The organism is Massilia sp. YIM B02769 (assembly GCF_030411995.1).
Taxonomy (GTDB): Bacteria; Pseudomonadota; Gammaproteobacteria; order Burkholderiales; family Burkholderiaceae_D; genus Telluria.
Genome location: NZ_JASNRC010000006.1, coordinates 58,650 through 75,518, shown reverse-complemented (window position 1 = coordinate 75,518; position 16,869 = coordinate 58,650). Strand labels below are relative to the sequence as shown.

General features: G+C 68.4%; 15 protein-coding genes. 5 read left to right on the top strand and 10 right to left on the bottom strand.

Annotated features, from left to right (window positions below; all coding sequences use genetic code 11):
* Positions 1 to 70 precede the first annotated feature (70 nt).
* From QPK31_RS11005 to ribA, 3 genes are all read right to left on the bottom strand, one after another.
* Positions 71 to 1,042: an FHA domain-containing protein gene (locus tag QPK31_RS11005; protein ID WP_290422987.1), complete on the bottom strand. Its 972-nt coding sequence runs from the start codon at positions 1,040 to 1,042 to the stop codon at positions 71 to 73.
* Positions 1,039 to 2,469: a serine protease gene (locus QPK31_RS11000; protein WP_290422986.1), complete on the bottom strand. Its 1,431-nt coding sequence runs from the start codon at positions 2,467 to 2,469 to the stop codon at positions 1,039 to 1,041. The genes QPK31_RS11005 and QPK31_RS11000 overlap by 4 nt, the downstream gene beginning before the upstream one ends.
* Before the next feature lie 113 nt (positions 2,470 to 2,582).
* Positions 2,583 to 3,245, bottom strand: a complete 663-nt coding sequence (ribA, locus tag QPK31_RS10995) for a GTP cyclohydrolase II (RefSeq protein ID WP_290422985.1) — start codon at positions 3,243 to 3,245, stop codon at positions 2,583 to 2,585.
* A 150-nt stretch (positions 3,246 to 3,395) separates the two neighbouring features.
* Here ribA and QPK31_RS10990 point away from each other — a divergent pair, with 150 nt between their 5' ends.
* Positions 3,396 to 5,705 (top strand): ATP-binding protein, encoded by a 2,310-nt coding sequence (locus tag QPK31_RS10990; RefSeq protein ID WP_290422984.1) that lies wholly within the window; start codon positions 3,396 to 3,398, stop codon positions 5,703 to 5,705.
* A 39-nt stretch (positions 5,706 to 5,744) separates the two neighbouring features.
* On the opposite strand, the gene bdcA is transcribed toward QPK31_RS10990, so the two are convergent.
* Positions 5,745 to 6,458, bottom strand: a complete 714-nt coding sequence (gene bdcA, locus QPK31_RS10985) for an SDR family oxidoreductase (RefSeq protein WP_290422983.1) — start codon at positions 6,456 to 6,458, stop codon at positions 5,745 to 5,747.
* 73 nt (positions 6,459 to 6,531) lie between these two features.
* Here bdcA and QPK31_RS10980 point away from each other — a divergent pair, with 73 nt between their 5' ends.
* A complete protein-coding gene (locus QPK31_RS10980) occupies positions 6,532 to 7,140 on the top strand; it encodes a TetR/AcrR family transcriptional regulator (RefSeq protein WP_290422982.1) in 609 nt (202 codons plus the stop codon).
* 30 nt (positions 7,141 to 7,170) lie between these two features.
* Here the strand turns inward: QPK31_RS10980 and QPK31_RS10975 are convergent, their stop codons facing one another.
* The 5 genes from QPK31_RS10975 to QPK31_RS10955 form a co-directional block, all read right to left on the bottom strand.
* Entirely contained in the window at positions 7,171 to 8,844 is a 1,674-nt protein-coding gene (locus QPK31_RS10975) for a hypothetical protein (RefSeq protein ID WP_290422981.1), read from the bottom strand.
* Complete coding sequence (locus QPK31_RS10970; protein WP_290422980.1) at positions 8,841 to 10,322, bottom strand: glycosyltransferase family 2 protein; 1,482 nt, start codon at positions 10,320 to 10,322, stop codon at positions 8,841 to 8,843. Before QPK31_RS10970 ends, QPK31_RS10975 begins: the two co-directional genes overlap by 4 nt.
* Positions 10,319 to 11,386: a HEAT repeat domain-containing protein gene (locus tag QPK31_RS26220; protein ID WP_290422979.1), complete on the bottom strand. Its 1,068-nt coding sequence runs from the start codon at positions 11,384 to 11,386 to the stop codon at positions 10,319 to 10,321. The genes QPK31_RS10970 and QPK31_RS26220 overlap by 4 nt, the downstream gene beginning before the upstream one ends.
* Positions 11,387 to 11,443: 57 nt before the next feature.
* Positions 11,444 to 11,842, bottom strand: coding sequence for a response regulator transcription factor (locus tag QPK31_RS10960; RefSeq protein WP_290422978.1), 399 nt, complete (start codon positions 11,840 to 11,842; stop codon positions 11,444 to 11,446).
* 98 nt (positions 11,843 to 11,940) lie between these two features.
* A complete protein-coding gene (locus QPK31_RS10955) occupies positions 11,941 to 12,162 on the bottom strand; it encodes a DUF3820 family protein (protein WP_290422977.1) in 222 nt (73 codons plus the stop codon).
* A 61-nt stretch (positions 12,163 to 12,223) separates the two neighbouring features.
* On the opposite strand from QPK31_RS10955, the gene QPK31_RS10950 reads away from it, so the two are divergent.
* Entirely contained in the window at positions 12,224 to 12,643 is a 420-nt protein-coding gene (locus QPK31_RS10950) for a DUF1810 domain-containing protein (RefSeq protein ID WP_290422976.1), read from the top strand.
* Here QPK31_RS10950 and QPK31_RS10945 read toward each other — a convergent pair.
* Entirely contained in the window at positions 12,640 to 14,292 is a 1,653-nt protein-coding gene (locus tag QPK31_RS10945) for a phosphoethanolamine transferase (RefSeq protein WP_290422975.1), read from the bottom strand. The genes QPK31_RS10950 and QPK31_RS10945 overlap by 4 nt on opposite strands.
* Positions 14,293 to 14,591: 299 nt before the next feature.
* Between QPK31_RS10945 and QPK31_RS10940 the strand changes: the two genes are divergently transcribed.
* Both QPK31_RS10940 and QPK31_RS10935 read left to right on the top strand, forming a co-directional pair.
* Entirely contained in the window at positions 14,592 to 16,133 is a 1,542-nt protein-coding gene (locus QPK31_RS10940) for an NYN domain-containing protein (RefSeq protein ID WP_290422974.1), read from the top strand.
* Positions 16,134 to 16,248: 115 nt separating this feature from the next.
* The gene (locus QPK31_RS10935; protein ID WP_290422973.1) at positions 16,249 to 16,683 is read left to right on the top strand and encodes a hypothetical protein; all 435 of its coding nucleotides are present in this window, start codon (positions 16,249 to 16,251) and stop codon (positions 16,681 to 16,683) included.
* Positions 16,684 to 16,869: the final 186 nt, after the last annotated feature.

Genomic DNA, 16,869 nt, shown 5'->3' with positions numbered 1-16,869 from the left:
GGGTGGGTTCTCGAACCCACCAGGTAAGCCCGGCCGCAGGACTGGCCAATGCGACGGCAACGCCGGCCCTTCAGTTGCCGTCGTTGTCCTTCTCGCGCTCGTCCTCGGCCCGCTCCCGGTCCAGCTCGGCCTTCATCGCCGCCACGTCGTCCATGAAGGCATCGATCGAGGCGTCGGGCGTGGCGCGCATGTCGGGTGGCAGCAGCACCGACATGTAGAGTTCGTCGGCCAGCCTGCCGTTGCGCCCTTCGTTGCTGATGAGTACCAGCCCCGAGCCGAGCAGCGCCAGCAGCGCGCAGATCGCGGTGAAGCGCTTGCGCGGCCGCGGCGCCACCGTCGTCAGGTGGAACCAGACCATGCCCGCCACCAGCATGATCGCCACGTGCGAGCCATAGCGCGTGAACACCTCGATCGACCAGGCGTAGCCGACCGCGCTGGAGAGCAGCCGGAAGGCCATCAGCACCGCCACGCCGCAGCCGAAGATGAACAGGTGGCGTCCCAGGCGTGCATGGCGCCCGAACAGGCGGTTGCCGAGTGCCCACAGCCCGGCCCAGACCAGCCCGGCGCCGATGCCGTAGGCCAGCGCCGCCAGATAGCGGAACAGCCGGAAAGGCTGGGTGTCCGCCAGCCACATCGTGAACAAAGCCACCAGCGCGATCAGCGCCGTGCCGGCCAGCCCGGGCAGGATGCCCTCCCAGCCGTGCTTGGTGCGGTCCAGGGCTTCCGCCGCCACCGCGAAGTCCGCCGCGCGCACGCGCAGGCTGGTGTGTCCGAGGCGCACCACGGTGTCGCCGCGCAAGGCCAGGGTGGCGACACGCTTGCGCTTGTGCACGATGCCATTGCGGGTGCCGAGGTCGCGCAGCAGCAGGCCGCCGTCGGCGTCAAGCTCGACCTGCGCGTGGCGCGGCGCCACGTAGGCATCGTCGAGGATGGCGTCGTTGTCGTAGCCGCGCCCGATGCGGATCGGCAGCGTGTCGACGCGGTGGCGGTGCAGCACGTCGCCGTTGCGCGCCAGGGTTTCGATGAACCACGGGCCCGTCATAGTTCCCGGTTGCGCCCGAGCGCATTCAGGAAAGCGCGCGTGACGCGCATGCCGTTGTCATAGGACACGCCAGCGACGTCGAGCCGGCTCTGCAAGCTGGCCTGCGGATTGTCGGTGCTGGCCGTCAGCAGGGTGAAGTTGTACAAGCCGGGAAACTTGCGGTAGGCGCGCACGCAGGTGACGGCGCGCAGCGGCAGGGTGTTCGAATGCACGAAGCGCTCGCTGCACAGCGGTCCGGTCAAGCGAGTGTCGCGCGTGCTGCCCAAGCGGTCGATGCGGAACTGGCTGCTGGCCAGGGCCGCGAAGCGCAGCGGGTGCAGGGAGGGCGAGCGCAGGTACTGGTGGGTCATCGACACGTGTCCGGTCTGCTGGGTGTCGGAGACGTAGATGGCCGATTCCATGGCGCAGCTCATGGTGTCGGCACTGTAGGAGGTCTCGGCCTTCACGTTAGAGCGGCCCCAGCAGCGCACCTGACCCGATTCGCGTACCGGCACCCGGTAGGGCCCCATGTTCTTGATCGACAGCGGCGTATCGAGCAGGCGCGCCACCATCGCGCGCTGGTGCGCCAGCAGCTGGGCCGCGATCAAGGGATTGAAGTCCTTCGGCGGCGCGCCTTGCAGCTCGACGGTGCGCAGCAAATCCTGCGCGTACTTCACCGGCACCAGGAAGCTGACCGCCTCGCCGTCGCGCCGCTTCGACACATTGATCCCGGCCACGGTGCCGCCGGCGGTAACGCTCGGCCCGCCGCTCATGCCGGAATTGATCGGCCCGCTGAAAATCAGCTGGTCATAGAAGCTGCGGCTGACCACGCCGTTATAGGCGCCCTCGGAAATGGCGAAGCCGAGGTCGAGCGGATTGCCGAGCGAATACAGCGGCTGGCCTTGGGTCAATTTCACCGGCTTTTCCGGCACGATGAACACGCCGCTTCCCTGGCGATTCACGCGCACCACGGCCAGGTCGTGCAAGACATCGACCGCGAGCAATTCGATGGGGCCGCGCTTGCCGTCGGTGTCGACATATTCCCCGGTGTAGACGGCCGGGTCGAGCGCCATCTGGGAGACCACGTGGTAATTGGTCAGCACCAGGTTCGATTCGCCGACCAGGAAACCCGAGCCGACAGTGGACTGGGTGCGGCCATTCCTGAGCAGCATGCGGATCTGCAGCAGGTCGCTTTGCGCCGAGGAATACAGTTCCTGGGCCGCCGAGGAGGGCTGGGGCAGGGTGGTGGTGGTGTCGGTTTCTCCGGGGCCGGGGGCTGGCGGCGTGGCTGCTGGCGGCGTGGCCGGAGGCGTGACCAATGGCGGCGCATCGGGCTTGGCAGCGGGCTGGACGGTGGTCTTTCTCAGGGGCGCAAGGGGCCGGTCGCCGGATGCGGCGAGGGAGGTGCTCAGGCACAACAGCAAGAACAAGCTGGCGGCGCGTCGCATGGCGGTTGGCGCGCGCAACAGCCGGTCACCGGGCCGCTGCCCACGCGCATCGAATGGTGGCTAGGGTGAACCTATTCTGCCACCAGATCAGCAAGCACGCAGAACGAAACGTCTCAGAGTTCGCCGTCTTCCGCCACGGTTTCGGCCGGCGTCATCATGTGGCCGAGCTTGGCCTGCTTGGTGTTCAGGTAGCTGTTGTTGAAGGCGTTGCGGTTCACCAGCAGCGGCACGCGCTCGGTGACGTCGATACCCAGGCGGGTCAGGGCGTCGATCTTGCGCGGGTTGTTGGTCATTAGTTTGACCTGCTTGATGCCGAACTGTTCCAGCATCGGACGGCACAACTCGTAGTTGCGCGCGTCGGCGTGGAAGCCCAGCTGCAGGTTCGCCTCGACCGTATCGGCGCCGGCTTCCTGCAGGCGGTAGGCGCGGATCTTGTTCACCAGGCCGATGCCGCGGCCTTCCTGACGCAGGTAGAGCAGGGCGCCGCGGCCTTCGGCGGCGATGCGCTTAAGGGCGCCTTCGAGCTGGGCGCCGCAGTCGCAGCGCTGCGAGAACAGCACGTCGCCGGTCAGGCATTCCGAATGCACGCGCGCCAGCACCGGCTCGCCGTTGCCGATGTCGCCGAGGGCCATCACCAGGTGTTCCTTGCCCGTGGAATGCTCGACAAAGGCGTGCAGCGTGAACTGGGCCCAGGGCGTGGGCAGGGCGCAGGACGTGACGTAATCGAGCAAGGGTTCGGTGGCGGCGGGAGTAGCAGGCTGAGCTTGGTTGGACATTGCTGGTCTTGGTGCGAATGGCTGTAACCGGTAAGTATAAAAGATTTCCCGTCTTCCCGTGCGGCAGACGGCCCCGGCACGGCCTCACCAGCTGTCGCCGTCCGCGCATGCGCCGTGTTACGCTTGCGATACAGTCAACATTGAGCGTTTATGGACCGAGCAACGAACGATATTCCGGCAGTTCGCCGGCCCACCAGCCGGCGCCGCTCGCTCGGCACCTGGCTGGCACTGGCCTTTTCGCTGCTGTCGATCGTCCTGACCCTGCTGCTGGTGGAAGTGGTCGACATCGCCGCCACCGGACAAGTGGAAACCAGCATCGGCCACGGCCTGCGCGAACTCTCGCTGCAAACCGCCGACAAGCTCGACCGCGGCATGTTCGAGCGCTACCGCGAAGTGCGCCTGCTGGCCCAGCGCCGCGACCTGGCGCCCGGCAACGCCACCCCCGCCGATCGCCGCGCCGTACTCGACGCTATTCAGGACACCTATGGCTTCTACGACTGGATCGGCATGGCCGGCGCCGATGGCCGCGTGCAAGTGGCCGGGCGCGGCCTGCTCGAAGGGGCGGACGTGTCGCAGCGGCCCTGGTTCCGCAACGCCCTGCGCGGCGTGAACGTCGGCGACGTGCACGAAGCCGTGCTGCTGGCGCGCATCCTGCCGCAGCAGAATGGCGAACCGCGCCGCTTCGTCGACGTCGCCTTTCCCTACCGCGACAGCGACGGCAAGACGATCGGTGTGCTCGGCGCCCATTTGTCCTGGCAATGGGCGCGCGCGGTCGAGCGCTCGGTGATGGCGCCGCTCGCCGCGCGCGGCGGCCGCGTCGAGGCCTTGATTGTCAGCAGCGCCGGCGTGGTCCTGCTCGGGCCGAAGGAGCTGCAAGGCCAGACGGTCGACCTGCCGAGCTTCCAGGCGGCGCAGCGGCAAGACAGCGGCTTCCTGGTCGAGCGCTGGCCGGACGGCCATTCCTGGCTGGTCGGCTACGCGCGCAGCAAGGGTTTCGAAACCTATCCCGGCCTGGGCTGGACCGTGCTGGTGCGCCAGACCGTGAGCGACGCCTACGCCCCGGCCTTGCGCCTGCGCGAGCGCGCGCTGTGGAGTGGCATCGCGCTGGCGCTGCTGGTGTCGGTGGTGGGCGTACTGGTGGCACGCTACATCACGCGCCCGCTCGGGCAGCTGGTGCGCGAGGCCGGCCGCATCCGGCGCGGCGACAGTGTCCGGCTCGACAGCAGCAACAGCACCTATGTCGAGGTCGAACGCCTGTCCGAGACCCTGAATGCCCTGGTGAGCGACCTGGTGCAGGGGCGCGCTGAACTGCAAGGCCTGAACGCGACCCTGGAAGCGCGGGTCGAGGCACGCACGGCCGAACTGGAGCGGGCGCTGGTGGCGGTGCAGGCCAGCGAGCAGCGCGTGGGCGCGATCGTCGAGGCGGCGCAGGATGCCTTCCTCGGCGTCGATTTGCGCGGCCTGGTCACCGACTGGAACAGCGCCGCCGAGCGCATGTTCGGCTGGAAGCGCAGCGAGGTGCTGGGCTGGCCGATGGCCGAACTGATCGTGCCGCAGCGCTTTCGCGCGAGCACCGTGCGCGCCATCGAGCAATACCGCGCCACCGGGCACAGCGTGCTACTGGAGCGGCGCGTCGAACGCCTCATGATCAACCGCCAGGGCATCGAGTTCCCGATCGAGATGACGGCGGCCCTGGCCGGCGGCAGCGACGGCGTCTTCTTCGCCGTGTTCCTGCACGATATCTCGGGGCGCAAGAAGGTCGAGCGCATGAAGAGCGAATTCGTCGCCACCGTCTCGCACGAGCTGCGCACGCCGCTGACCTCGATCCGCGCCTCGCTGTCGATGCTGGCCGAAGGCATGGCCGGCGAACTGCCGCCCGACGTGGCGCAACTGGTGAACCTGGCCAACGAGAGCAGCGAGCGCCTGGTGCGGATGGTCAACGACGTGCTCGACCTGCAGAAGATCGAAGCCGGCGGCATGCACTTCGAACGGCGCCCGCAACTGCTGCTGCCGGTAGCCGAACACGCGCTCGATTCGATGCAGGGCTATGCCGGGCAGCATGGCGTGCGGCTGGCGCTGGAATGCAGCGAACCGGCGCGCGACCTCGCTGCCGCCATCGACCGTGACCGGCTGGTGCAGGTGCTGACCAATTTGCTGTCGAATGCCGTGAAGTTCTCGCCGCGCGATGGAACGGTGACGCTGGTGCTGGCCGAGCACGGGGAGTGGGCCAGGCTGGCGGTGCGCGACCAGGGGGCGGGGATTCCGGCGGAGTTCCAGGCGCGGGTGTTCCAGCGCTTCGCGCAGGCCGATGGGGCGGATACGCGGCAGAAGGGGGGGACCGGGTTGGGCCTGAGTATCACCAAGAGCCTGGTGGAGGAACATGGGGGGCGGATCGGGTTCGAGACAGAGGCGGGGAAGGGGACGACCTTCATGGTGGATTTGCCGCTGGTGCAGGGCTAGCGCCTGCACCAGGTCCTTGGTCCGCTACCGTGTGGCCGCTCAGGCGCCGAACGCGCCATCGATCGTGTGCATCGCCCCGGTCACGAAGCCCGCTTCCGGCCCGGCGAGCCAGGCGACCATGCCCGCCACCTCGTCGGCACGGCCGTGGCGCTTGATCGCCATGAAGCTGTGCATCAGGTCCTTCATCGGGCCGTCTGCCGGATTGGCGTCCGTATCGATCGGTCCGGGCTGCACGACGTTGATGGTGATGCCGCGCGGCCCGAAATCGCGCGCCAGTCCGCGCGCCAGGCCTTGCAGCGCGGACTTGCTCAGCGCATACGAGGCCATGCCGGGCAAGGGCATGCGGTCGCCGTTCACCGAGCCGATCACGATGATGCGCCCGCCTGCGGGCATCTGCCGCGCCGCTTCCACCGCAGCGTGGTAGGGCGCGTGGACATTGATACGGAACAGGCGGTCGACCGCATCCGGATCCTGCTCCAGCGCATCGCCAAAGATCGCAATGCCGGAATTGACCACCAGGATATCCAGCGGACCGCTCGCGCGCACCCGTTCGATGACCGCATCGCGGTCGGCGCTGTCGGTCATGAACGCGGTGCTGCCGGTTTCGCCGGCAAGGCGCTGCGCCGCGTCGGCCGACCCCGCGTAGGTGAATGCCACCTTGGCGCCATCGGCGGCGAATCGCCGCACGATCGCCGCGCCAATCCCACGGCTGCCACCCAGCACCAACACCGATTTATTCGTGAAGTCCACCATGATCGCTCCTTTCGATTAATGTAGTGGATGATACAATATGCCTCGTCACCGCTGTCAAGGTATTTCTGTAATCATGACTACAAATATTGCATCCCCCCGTGGCCGGCCGCGCCAGTTCGACCTGGACGAGGCGCTGGCTACTGCCCAGCGCCTGTTCCACGAAAAGGGCTACGACGCGGTGAGCGTCGCCGACCTGACTGCGGCGCTCGGCATCAAGCCGCCCAGCTTCTATGCCGCGTTCGGCAGCAAGAGCGCGCTGTACGCGCGGGTGCTCGATCGTTACGCCGTCACCGGCGCCGTTCCCTTGGTGCGGATACTGCAGGCCGATCGCCCGCTGGCGGTTTCGCTTGGAGAAATCCTGGTGCAGGCTGCCCGGATGTATGCGGCCGATGCCGCCGCCACCGGCTGCATGGTGCTGGAGGGGACGCGTTGTAACGATGCGGAGGCGCGCACTGCCGCCAGCGGTTTCCACGTTGCCGCGCAAGACGTGATCCGACACGCCATCGCCGAACGCCGTCCCGAGGATGCCGACCGGTTGGCGGACTTCGTCAGCACCACGATGGCCGGTCTTTCCGCCAGTGCCCGCCATGGCCAAAGCCTGGAACGGCTGCTGGCGACTGCGCAGCTGGCCGGCATGGCGATCGCGCAGGTGCTTCCGGCCGGATCGTCGGGCACGGATTGATGTGGCCGGCCAGTGCGCCGGCTGGTGTTTTCAGCGCCAGCCGTGCAGCGCAATCCCCGCAAACCCCGGCCAGGCGCCAAGGTCGCGTTCGAGTTCCGGCAGCAGTCTGCGCAGCGCCGTCTTGTTCCCGTGGAAGCTGGTGGCGCTGCCATCCAGCGTACGCTCGCTGCTGAAACGGTACAAGGGCGCATTCGCGCGCGTCACCGGTTGGCGCAATAGCACCAGCACCGGCACCTCGCCCGCCTGCGCCAGCAGCAAGTCGCCGGCCTCGTTCGCATCGGCGCGCACGTAACGGCGCTGGCGCTCGGGCGCGACGCGGCCGGCTTCCAGCGCGATGTGCACGCGCTTGCCATGCTGCGCCGACCAGTCGAGGAAAGGCGCGGCGAAGCCGTAGATCTGGTCCGGCGCGGTGCGGTAATCCATCACCGCGAGGCCATCGGCCACCTTGGCCAGCCCGTCGAGCAGTTCGGTCTTGTCCCACCACCAGAACGGCACGACGTAGTCGATCGCCATGTCGCCGGCCGCCTCGCGCAAGGCGCGCGCCATCGCCATGTATGCGCGGTCGCGGTCCGCCGGCGCCAGCACGGCGTCCGGCAGCAGGTAAGGCTCGACGTCGAACTGCATCGCACGCAGGCGTTCTTCCGGCGCGGCCGCGCGGTTGTAGGCGGCAAAGGCACGCGCGCGGTCGGCGGTGGCGGCGCGGTGGTTTGCCAGTACCATGTGCGGATCGCCCTCGACGGAGGTGACCGCGATTCCGGCCGCATGCGCCTTGCGCACGAAGGCGCGCAGCTGGGCGGGATTGCGCACCTTCGGTCCATCGAGCGTGACGACGATGAACAGTTCGCCGATGGCTTCGCGTCTGGCCCAGGCCAGCAAGGCGTCGCCGCGCTCCATCCATTCGCTGCGGTCCCAGATCCAGGTGCTGCGCGGCGCAGCCTTGGCGGCGGCCGGTTCCAGGCGCAGGCTGTCCAGCTCCAGCGTCGCCGCTTCCTGCGGACAGAGAATGACGAACTGGCGCCAGCCGTGCCGGTCCAGCTGCGCAGGCAGGGGCAGGGCGGTGCTGCGGCGTGATGACGACACGCCCAGTTCGCCAACCGCATGCGAAGACTCGCGCGCCGCCGAGGCGGCGTCGGCCACCTGCACCGAAAAGGCGCCGCTGGCCGCATAGTCGGCGCCGAGCGAGCTTGACGCCAGCGGCATGTACCAGGCGCCGTCCAGCAGCACGCCTGCGGCACGGCTACCGGCACGGCACACGATGCGCAGCTTGCCGTTCGCATGCGCGATGGCGACGCGCTCCTCGACCCCGAAGGTGCGCACACGCGCATCCGGCAGCAAATTGGTCCGCAGCGGCATCGGTTCGCGGCGTGGCGTGGCGCCGGCCGGATCCGGCTGCGGCAGGTCGTGGCTGCCCGGCGCGAAGCGCTTGCCGTCAAGCGGGCCATAGAGCAGGATGGTGCGCGCCGGCTTGTCCTGCGGCGCCAGCGGGTACAGGGCCTCGACCTGGCTCATATCGACGCCGAGGGGCAGCGCGCGGCAGCCGGGCAGCGCGGCACTGGCGCTGGCCACGACCACCATCTCGCCCGGCCCCGGCAGCGCGGCACGCGGCGCACCGGCAGGCGCTGAGCTGGCGGGGCAGACCTGCAGCCAGGCCGCCTGTGCGGAAGAGGTCATCAGGAGCAGCGCGGCGGCGAAGGCGGGTTTCATGGCGCGCTGCCCGGCGGCCGGCCGGAGGACGATTCGCCCGGCGACGGCGGCGCCACACCGGGGGCGACACGCACGTCGGTCTCGACACCCTTGCGCTTCATCGCGCCCCAGCTGGCTTCCTTCTGCAGCAGCCAGCGCCACAGCCCGATCAGCCGCCACCAGGTGTTCAGCTGGCGGTAGCCCAGGTTCTCCAGCACCACCATCAGCCCGAGCAGCATCAGCTGCTTGCCGCGCGGGTAAAGGTGGAAGGACATCTCTTCCAGCATCAGCCCCGAGGCCGAGAGCAGGATGCCCAGCCCCAGCGCCACGAACAGGAAGGCGCCAAAGGCTTCCCAGGAGATCAGCCCGGTAAGGAAGGCATAGAACATGTAGAGGTAGCCGCCCAGTTCGATTACCGGTCCCAGCCACTCGAAGAACAGCATGAAGGGAAAGGCGACCCAGCCCGGGATGCCGCCGTTGCGCGAAAACAGCAGGCCCCAGTTGGCGTTCAGGCTTTCGGCCAGGCCGCGCTGCCAGCGCACGCGCTGGTTCTTCAGCGTGGCCAGGTCTTCCGGCGCTTCGGTCCAGCACACCGGGTCGGGCACGAATTCGATGCGGTAGGGCTGGCGCGCGGCGCGCAGGGTGCGGTGCATGCGCACCACGAGCTCCATGTCTTCGCCGATGGTATCGGGGCGGTAGCCACCGGCCAGCACCACCGCATCCTTGCGGAAGATGCCGAAGGCGCCGGAGATGATCAGCATGCCGTTCAGCGCCGACCACCCGAGCCGCCCGAACAGGAAGGCGCGCAGGTATTCGACCACCTGGAACAGCGCCAGCGGGCTGCGCGGCAAGCCCACGCGCGTGAGGAAACCGCCGCTGATCTCGCAGCCGTTGGCCACGCGCACGGTGCCGCCGGTGGCCACCACCGTCGGGTCGCGCAGGAAAGGCTCGGTGACTTTTGCCAGGCTGTCGCGCTGCAGCACCGAGTCGGCGTCGACGCCGCAGAACAGCGGGTAGCGCGAGGCGTTGATGCCGGCGTTCAGCGAGTCGGCCTTGCCGCCGTTGACCTTGTCGATCACGCGCACGTTCGGGTAGCGCGTCGAGCGGTAGATCTGGCGCACCTCCTTGGTGGCGATCTGGCGCCGGTAGGCTTCGGGGAAGGGCAGCAGGGCGAATTCGCGCTTCAAGACCTCCAGCGTGCCGTCCTTCGAGCCGTCGTTGATGACGATGATCTCGAACTCCGAATAGGTCAGCTGCAGCATCGAACGGATCGAGGCGGCGATCGTCGCTTCCTCGTTATACGCGGGCACCAGGATGCTGACCGGCGGCTCCAGGCCGGAATAAGCGCGCGGCAGTTCGCCGATGAATTCTTCCTGGCCTCGACGGTACAGGGCGCGCAGCGAAAACAGGTTCAATAGCAGGTAGCCGCCGTTGAGAAGCACGAAAAAGGCCAGCACGAACCAGGTGACAAAGGCGACCAGCAGGCTGTCGGTATTCATGCCGCCCCGCTTTCCGCCATCGCCTGGGCCAGCATGTCGGCCGCGAAGCGGTCGGTGAGCGAGGCATGCAGGGCGGCGAGGTCGGCGCCGGACAGCGCCGGCAATTCGAGCAGCGCCTGGGCCGCGCGGTAGCGCACCCACCACTGGGCGTCGCCGAGCAGGGCCACCAGGCGCTCGGCGTCGGCGCGTTCGCCGATGCGGCCGAGGGCGCGCGCCGCCTGCACCCGTACCTGCCAGTCCTCGTGCGCCAGCAGCGCGCGCACGTCGGCGATGGTCTCGGGCGTGCGCACGCTGCGCAGGGCGGCGATCACCACCGGCATGGCGTCGCTGCGCAGGGCGCTCCCCAGCAGGCCCGCCGGCAGGGTCACGTGCAGGGCTTCGGCGATGCGCAGGGCGCGCGGTAGCTGGTCGGCGTCGAGCTGCGGCAGGTAGCGCGCCAGCGCGGCGCCGGCCGGCTCGCCCGCCTGCTGCAGGATGCCGGCAGCCAGCGACAGCGCCCAGTCTTCACGGTGGATGAACAACGGGACCATGTAGTCGGCGGCCGCGCGCGGATCGATGCGCACCAGCGCCCACAGGGCGGTCAGCGAAAAGGTGTTGTCCGGCGACTCGGCCAGGCGCATCAGGGGCAGCCAGGCCTGACGGTCGTGCAGGTGGCCCAGCACCAGCACGGCCAGCAGGCGCGCCGGGCGGGCGCCGCGCGCCAGCAGCGAGCGCGCATAGACGTCGATGCCGGCACGGCGCGCCACTTCGTTCAGGGCCTCGTTGGCTTCGCCGCGCAGCGAGCCTTGCAGGTGCGCCCACAGGCGCAGGAAGGGCAGGCGCTCGCCGTGGCGCAGCGGCGGCAGGGTGTCGGGGATCTCGCCGACGATGGCGGCGTTCAGCACCGGGCGCCAGCGCGCCAGCGCGCGCGCTTCGCCGCGCTGGCGGCGGCGAAGGCCGATGCGCATGGCGATGATCTGCAGGCCGAGCAGCAGCGTCAGGAGCAGGGCGGCCAGGCCGGTCCAGATCGCCGCGGTGATGAAGATGTCTTCGTTGCCGGTTGGAGTGAGGAAGGAGGCCTGCACGTCGTTCGAGGATGCTGGTCGCTGGTCGCTGGTCGCTGGTCGCTGGCGGCAGCGGCGTCAGGCGGCGGGCCGCAGGAAGCGGCGCACGCGCGCCAGCAGTTCCTGGGGCTGGAAGGGCTTGATGACGAAGTCGTTGGCGCCGGCATCGAGGGCGCGCACGGTATCGCGCTCGGTGTTCTTCGCGGTCAGCATCAGCACCGGCACTTCGCGCCAGGCCGCCTGGGCGCGGATCAGGGCCACGATCTCGAAGCCGTCGACATAGGGCAGCATCACGTCGAGCAGCACCAGGCCCGGCGGGCCGTTGGCGGCGATATGGTCGCTGGCGGCGCGGCCGTCGGCCATGTGGGTGACCTGGTAACCCTGGCGTTCCAGCATGAAGCGCAGGACCTGGGAAATGTGTTCGTCGTCCTCGACGACGAGGATGCTGGCGTTGGCGCTGGAGATGTCGGTCTGCATACGGTTTCGGAAAGCATTAAGCAGGAGCAATTATAACGAAGCGCGTACGGTGTCGGTACACGCCTGAGCCGGGCCTGACGCTAGCGCATGACTATAGGTCAGGTGCGCCGGCCCTGGCGCAGCGGATCGAGCAGCCCGCGCAGGTCGTTATGGTCGAGCTCGTACATCAGGGCCAGCAGTTCGCCCAGTTCGCCGCGCGGAAAGCCCTCGCGCGCGAACCAGCCGAGGTAGTGGCCGGGCAGGTCGGCGATCTTGCGGCCTTCGTATTTACCGTAGGGCATCTCGCGGGTCAGCAGCACGGACAGGTGTTCGGGTTTCATCGTGGCGGGACTTTAGCAAATCTTTCAGAAGATGTAGCATTAAAACTACTGGGAGACTGCCATGGATACCGATTTCAACCTCGACCGTTTCGTTGCCGCGCAAGACCCGGTCTATTCCGACGTGCTGGCCGAACTGCGCACCGGCCACAAGCACACGCATTGGATGTGGTTCATCTTCCCGCAGATCGAGGGGCTGGGCAGCAGCGAGATGACGCGCAGGTATGCGATCGGCTCGGAAGACGAAGCCGCCGCCTACCTGGCCCACCCGGTGCTGGGGCCGCGCCTGCGCGAATGCGCGCGCCTGGTCGCCACCCATGCCGACCGCGAGATCGGCGCGATCTTCGGCAGCCCGGACGACCGCAAGTTCCATTCCTCGATGACGCTGTTCGCCGACGTCGCGCCCGACGAAGCCGTGTTCCAGACCTGCCTCGACATCTTCTTCGATGGCGAAGCCGATCCGGCGACGATGGCGCGCGTTTAAGAGTTGAAGTCGATCCGCACCGGCAGCCGCGGCGGCTGCCAGCGGTAGCGCGGGTCGAACACGTCCTGGCCCGGCAGGTCGCCTTTCCACTCGATGCCGAGCAGGTTGGTGAGGCTGTAGGCCAGCCAGTCGCCGCGCACCGGCAGGCTCAGGGCCGATCCCGGCGCCGTGTCCTGGTAGGAGCTCCACACCATCAGCGGAATCCGGTAGCCGTCGGGCGTGCTCGGGCTATGGCCGGCGCGGTCGGTCGTGTGGCCGACTTCCTGGCCGTGGTCCGACAGGTAGACCCAGGTCTGCCTGCCCGGCGCGTGGCGGCTCAGGTCGAGCGTGGCCGCCACGGTCTGGTCGTGGTAGCGCAGCGCGGAGTCGTACTCGTTGCGCTTGGCGCGCAGCCAGGCCGGGCGGCCGTCGTGGCGCAGGCGGGCATCGACGCCGTCGGCGGCGTCGAGGAAGGGCTGGACGCTGGCCGGGTGGCGCGACGCGTAGTTCGGGTGCAGGCCCAGCATGTGGATCACGATCAGCTTGCGCGGCGCCGGGTCCGCCAGCGCGCTGCGCAGCACCGGCAGCACGTGTTCGTCGAGCGCTTCGGCGCCGCGTCCCGGCTTGCGGTTCAATGCCTCGACGGTGTTGGCCAGGCGCGCATGTTCCTGCTCGATGGCGAGGTCGTCCTGGTTGGTGATCCACCAGGTGCGGTAGCCGGCCGCGCGCGCCAGCGCCAGCAGGTGCCCGCGCTCCTTGGTCTCGGGCGTGCCGAAGTAGAAGAAGTTGCGCAGGGCCGGCACGGTGGTGGCGTTCACCGACCACGCATGGCGGAACACTTCCATGCGCTCGCCCAGCTCGCGCTGGCGCGCGAACAGCTTCGGCGAGGTCGGGCGGGCGTAGCCGTAGCTGCTCATGTTGTTGCGGTTCAGGCTTTCGCTGATGACCAGCACCAGGGTGTCCGGGCTGTCCTCGGCCAGGGTCGGCGCCAGGCGCCGCGCCGCCGCCAGCAGGCGCTGGCGCTGGCCTTCCAGCTCGCCCCACTGGTGGTGCAGGTCGCCGATGGCCTGGACCCAGTGCGGCCAGAACAGCGCCGGATGGTGGCGGCGCCAGGGGCTGCTCACCAGCGAACCCAGGATCAGGGCCAGCACCGGGACCGCCAGCGCGATGCGCCAGCCGCGCGGCTCGGGCAGGCGCGGCGGCTTGCGCCACCAGAGACGCATGCCCCAGGCCAGCACGCCTGCACAGAGCAGGGCGAACAGCGACCATTCGAGCATGTCGCGCCAGTACATGCTGGCGAACTCCTGCGATTCGGCGCGCGTGGTGTTGGCCACGGCGCTCAGCACCATCGCGCTGTCCGGCAAGGCATCGTAGGTCGAGAGCAGGAAGGCGCGGACGGCGCCGTCGAGCACGAAGGCCAGGCCCATGAGCAGGCAGAGCCAGCCCTGGAGCCGGCGCCGGCCCGCGGTGCGCATCGGCCACCAGAGCCAGAACAGGCCCGGCAGGGCCAGCACCAGCATTTGCAGTGCGCGGGTGCCGGCGTGGCCGGCGTTGATCGCGGCCAGCACGGCCAGGAAGGGCAGCAGCAGGGGCAGGACCAGGGACAAGGCCTGGCGCAGGCGCAGGGGCAGGGGCGCGCGCGAGGCGCGTTCATCGACGCGGAACGGCATGGTGGTGGCAGCGCGAAGGCGGGATCAGGCCGGCATGCGCAGGCACGATTGCGTGCGGCTGGCGGCGACGGCGGGAGGGCGGACGAGGTACTGCGGCTGGTTCATGCGGACTCGGATCGAAGGTTGTATGACGAGTGGAATTCCTGCTCGACGGCGAGTGTAGCGGGATGGATGTGAAATTTTCGTTAAACCCCGGAAAATATTTGCGGACGCGGCTGGTTTGACATGCGTGCGGAAAGCGGGCTTGTTGTGCGTATAATCCGCGAAGCTAATCATTAATTTTTAGAAATCAACAATTCATGGCTTCATCTTCCGACAACATCAGCATGGCCGTGTTCTGCGACTTCGAGAACGTCGCTCTCGGCGTGCGCGATGCGAACTACGAGAAATTCGATATCAAGCCTGTCCTCGAGCGCCTGCTCCTGAAGGGCAGCATCGTGGTCAAGAAAGCCTATTGCGACTGGGACCGCTACAAGGGCTTCAAGTCGACCATGCACGAAGCGAACTTCGAGCTGATCGAGATCCCGCACGTGCGCCAGTCCGGCAAGAATTCGGCCGACATTCGCCTGGTGGTCGACGCCCTCGACCTCTGCTACACCAAGTCGCACGTGAACACCTTCGTCATCATCAGCGGCGACTCCGACTTTTCGCCGCTGGTCTCGAAACTGCGCGAAAACGCCAAGCAGGTGATCGGCGTGGGCGTGAAGCAGTCGACCTCCGACCTGCTGGTGGCCAACTGCGACGAATTCATCTTCTACGACGACCTGGTGCGCGAAGTGCGCCGCGCCGCTGCAAAACGTGACGAACGCAAGGCCCAGCCGCAATCGAAGCGCCCGAGCGACGACAAGCGCAAGGAAGAACTCGAGGCGCGCAAGACGCAGGCCCTGGAAATGGTGGTCGAGACCTTCGACGCCCTGGTGTCCGAACGCGGCGACACCGGCAAGATCTGGGCTTCGCTGCTGAAGGACACCCTGAAGCGCCGCCGTCCGGAATTTTCCGAGGTGTATTACGGTTTCCGCACCTTCGGCAACCTGCTGGAAGAAGCCCAGATGCGCGGCCTGTTCGAATTCGGCCGCGACGAAAAGTCGGGGACCTATGTCTACCGCAGCAGCGCGGCTGCACCGGCGGAAGCGGCGCCTGCGGCCGAAGCGGCGGCGCTCGACCTGTCCGCGCAGGCCGGCGAGACACTTGCATCGGCACCTGCCCCGGCAGCGGAAGAAACCCGTGGCGAAGGCCGCCGCCGTGGCGGCCGTGGCCGCAAGGGTTCGTCGCGCAACGAGGTGCCTGTGGTGGCCGTGACCCCGGACGAACTCGGCCAGCTGGAAGCGGGCGCGCAGGCATGGCCTGAGGCCGCGTCGGCCGAACCGCTTGCCGCCGAGGCCGCGGCCGATGCTGCTGCGGAAGCTGTCGCTGCCGCACCCGAAGCCGAAGCCGAAGCCGCGCCGGTTGCCGAGGAAGCCCCCGCCAAGCCGCTCAAGGAACGCCGCCGCACGCCGCGCAAGCCGGCCGCCAAAAAGGCCGCTGCCGGCGCCGAAGGCGATGCCGCCGCAGCCGAACTGGCGCCGGTCGGCGTCGCCCAGGATGCCGCTCCAGCGCCTGCCGACCTGCCTCCAGCCGAAGGCGCCGCCGCCGAAGCACTGGGCGCACTCTTGCCGGAAGCAGCAAATCGCGCGATCGGCGAGAATGAAGACCATGCTGTGGAAGCGGAGGCGGGCGAGGGGGCGGCCGACAGCGCCAAGCCCGCGCGCAAGAAGTCGGCCAAGCCCGCGCACAAGGCCCCGGCCCGCAAGCCGGCCGCGCGCAGCCGCCGTCCGGCCAAGCCGAAGGCCGAAGGCGCCTGAGTCCGGGCCGGCGCCGACGGGCGCAGGGCAGGGCGCGGCCACAGCACGGTCCACGCCGCCGGGGCAACCCGGCGCGCGTGCTGCGGTCCAACCTGTTCGCACGAGGTGAAATGCCATGCGTGTCCTTGCCGGATTGTCGACGCTCCTTCTTCTTGCCGCCGCCCCTGTTGCATCCAGCGCGCCGCCCGCGCCGGCGCCATCCCACCCCATCCTCGGCATCTGGAAGCTCTCGCTGCCTTCCCTGCGCTGCTCCGAAACCTACCGCTTCCGCGGCGACGGCACTACGCTCGTCACCAGCGCCGAGGAAGTGTCGGAAAGCGAATACCGCATTCCCGACAAGCCCAGCGAAAAGGGCTTCTACAAACTCGAAGACCGCATCGTGAAGGACAACGGCAAGAAGGATTGTTCCGGCGAGATCATGAAGGTCGGCGCGCAGGCGACCAATTTCGTGCGCTTCCATCCCTCGGGCGGCTTGTTCCTGATGTGTACGGACGAGTCGATGGAGGCGTGTATCGGGCCGTTCGAGCGGGTCGAGGGCGAAGAGGCGTGATGACGTAGGGTGGGCCGCGCCGCGCGGGGCACTTCTGCCCACGCGGTATCACCATTTGCATGCACGCGGCATCGATCGTTGCGAGCTGATCGATCAATCGCGCGCGGTACCAGGTGGACTCGAGAGCCCACCCTACGAAAAACCGGTGATCGACCGCCGCGGCCCGAAAACGACCATCAATTCCAG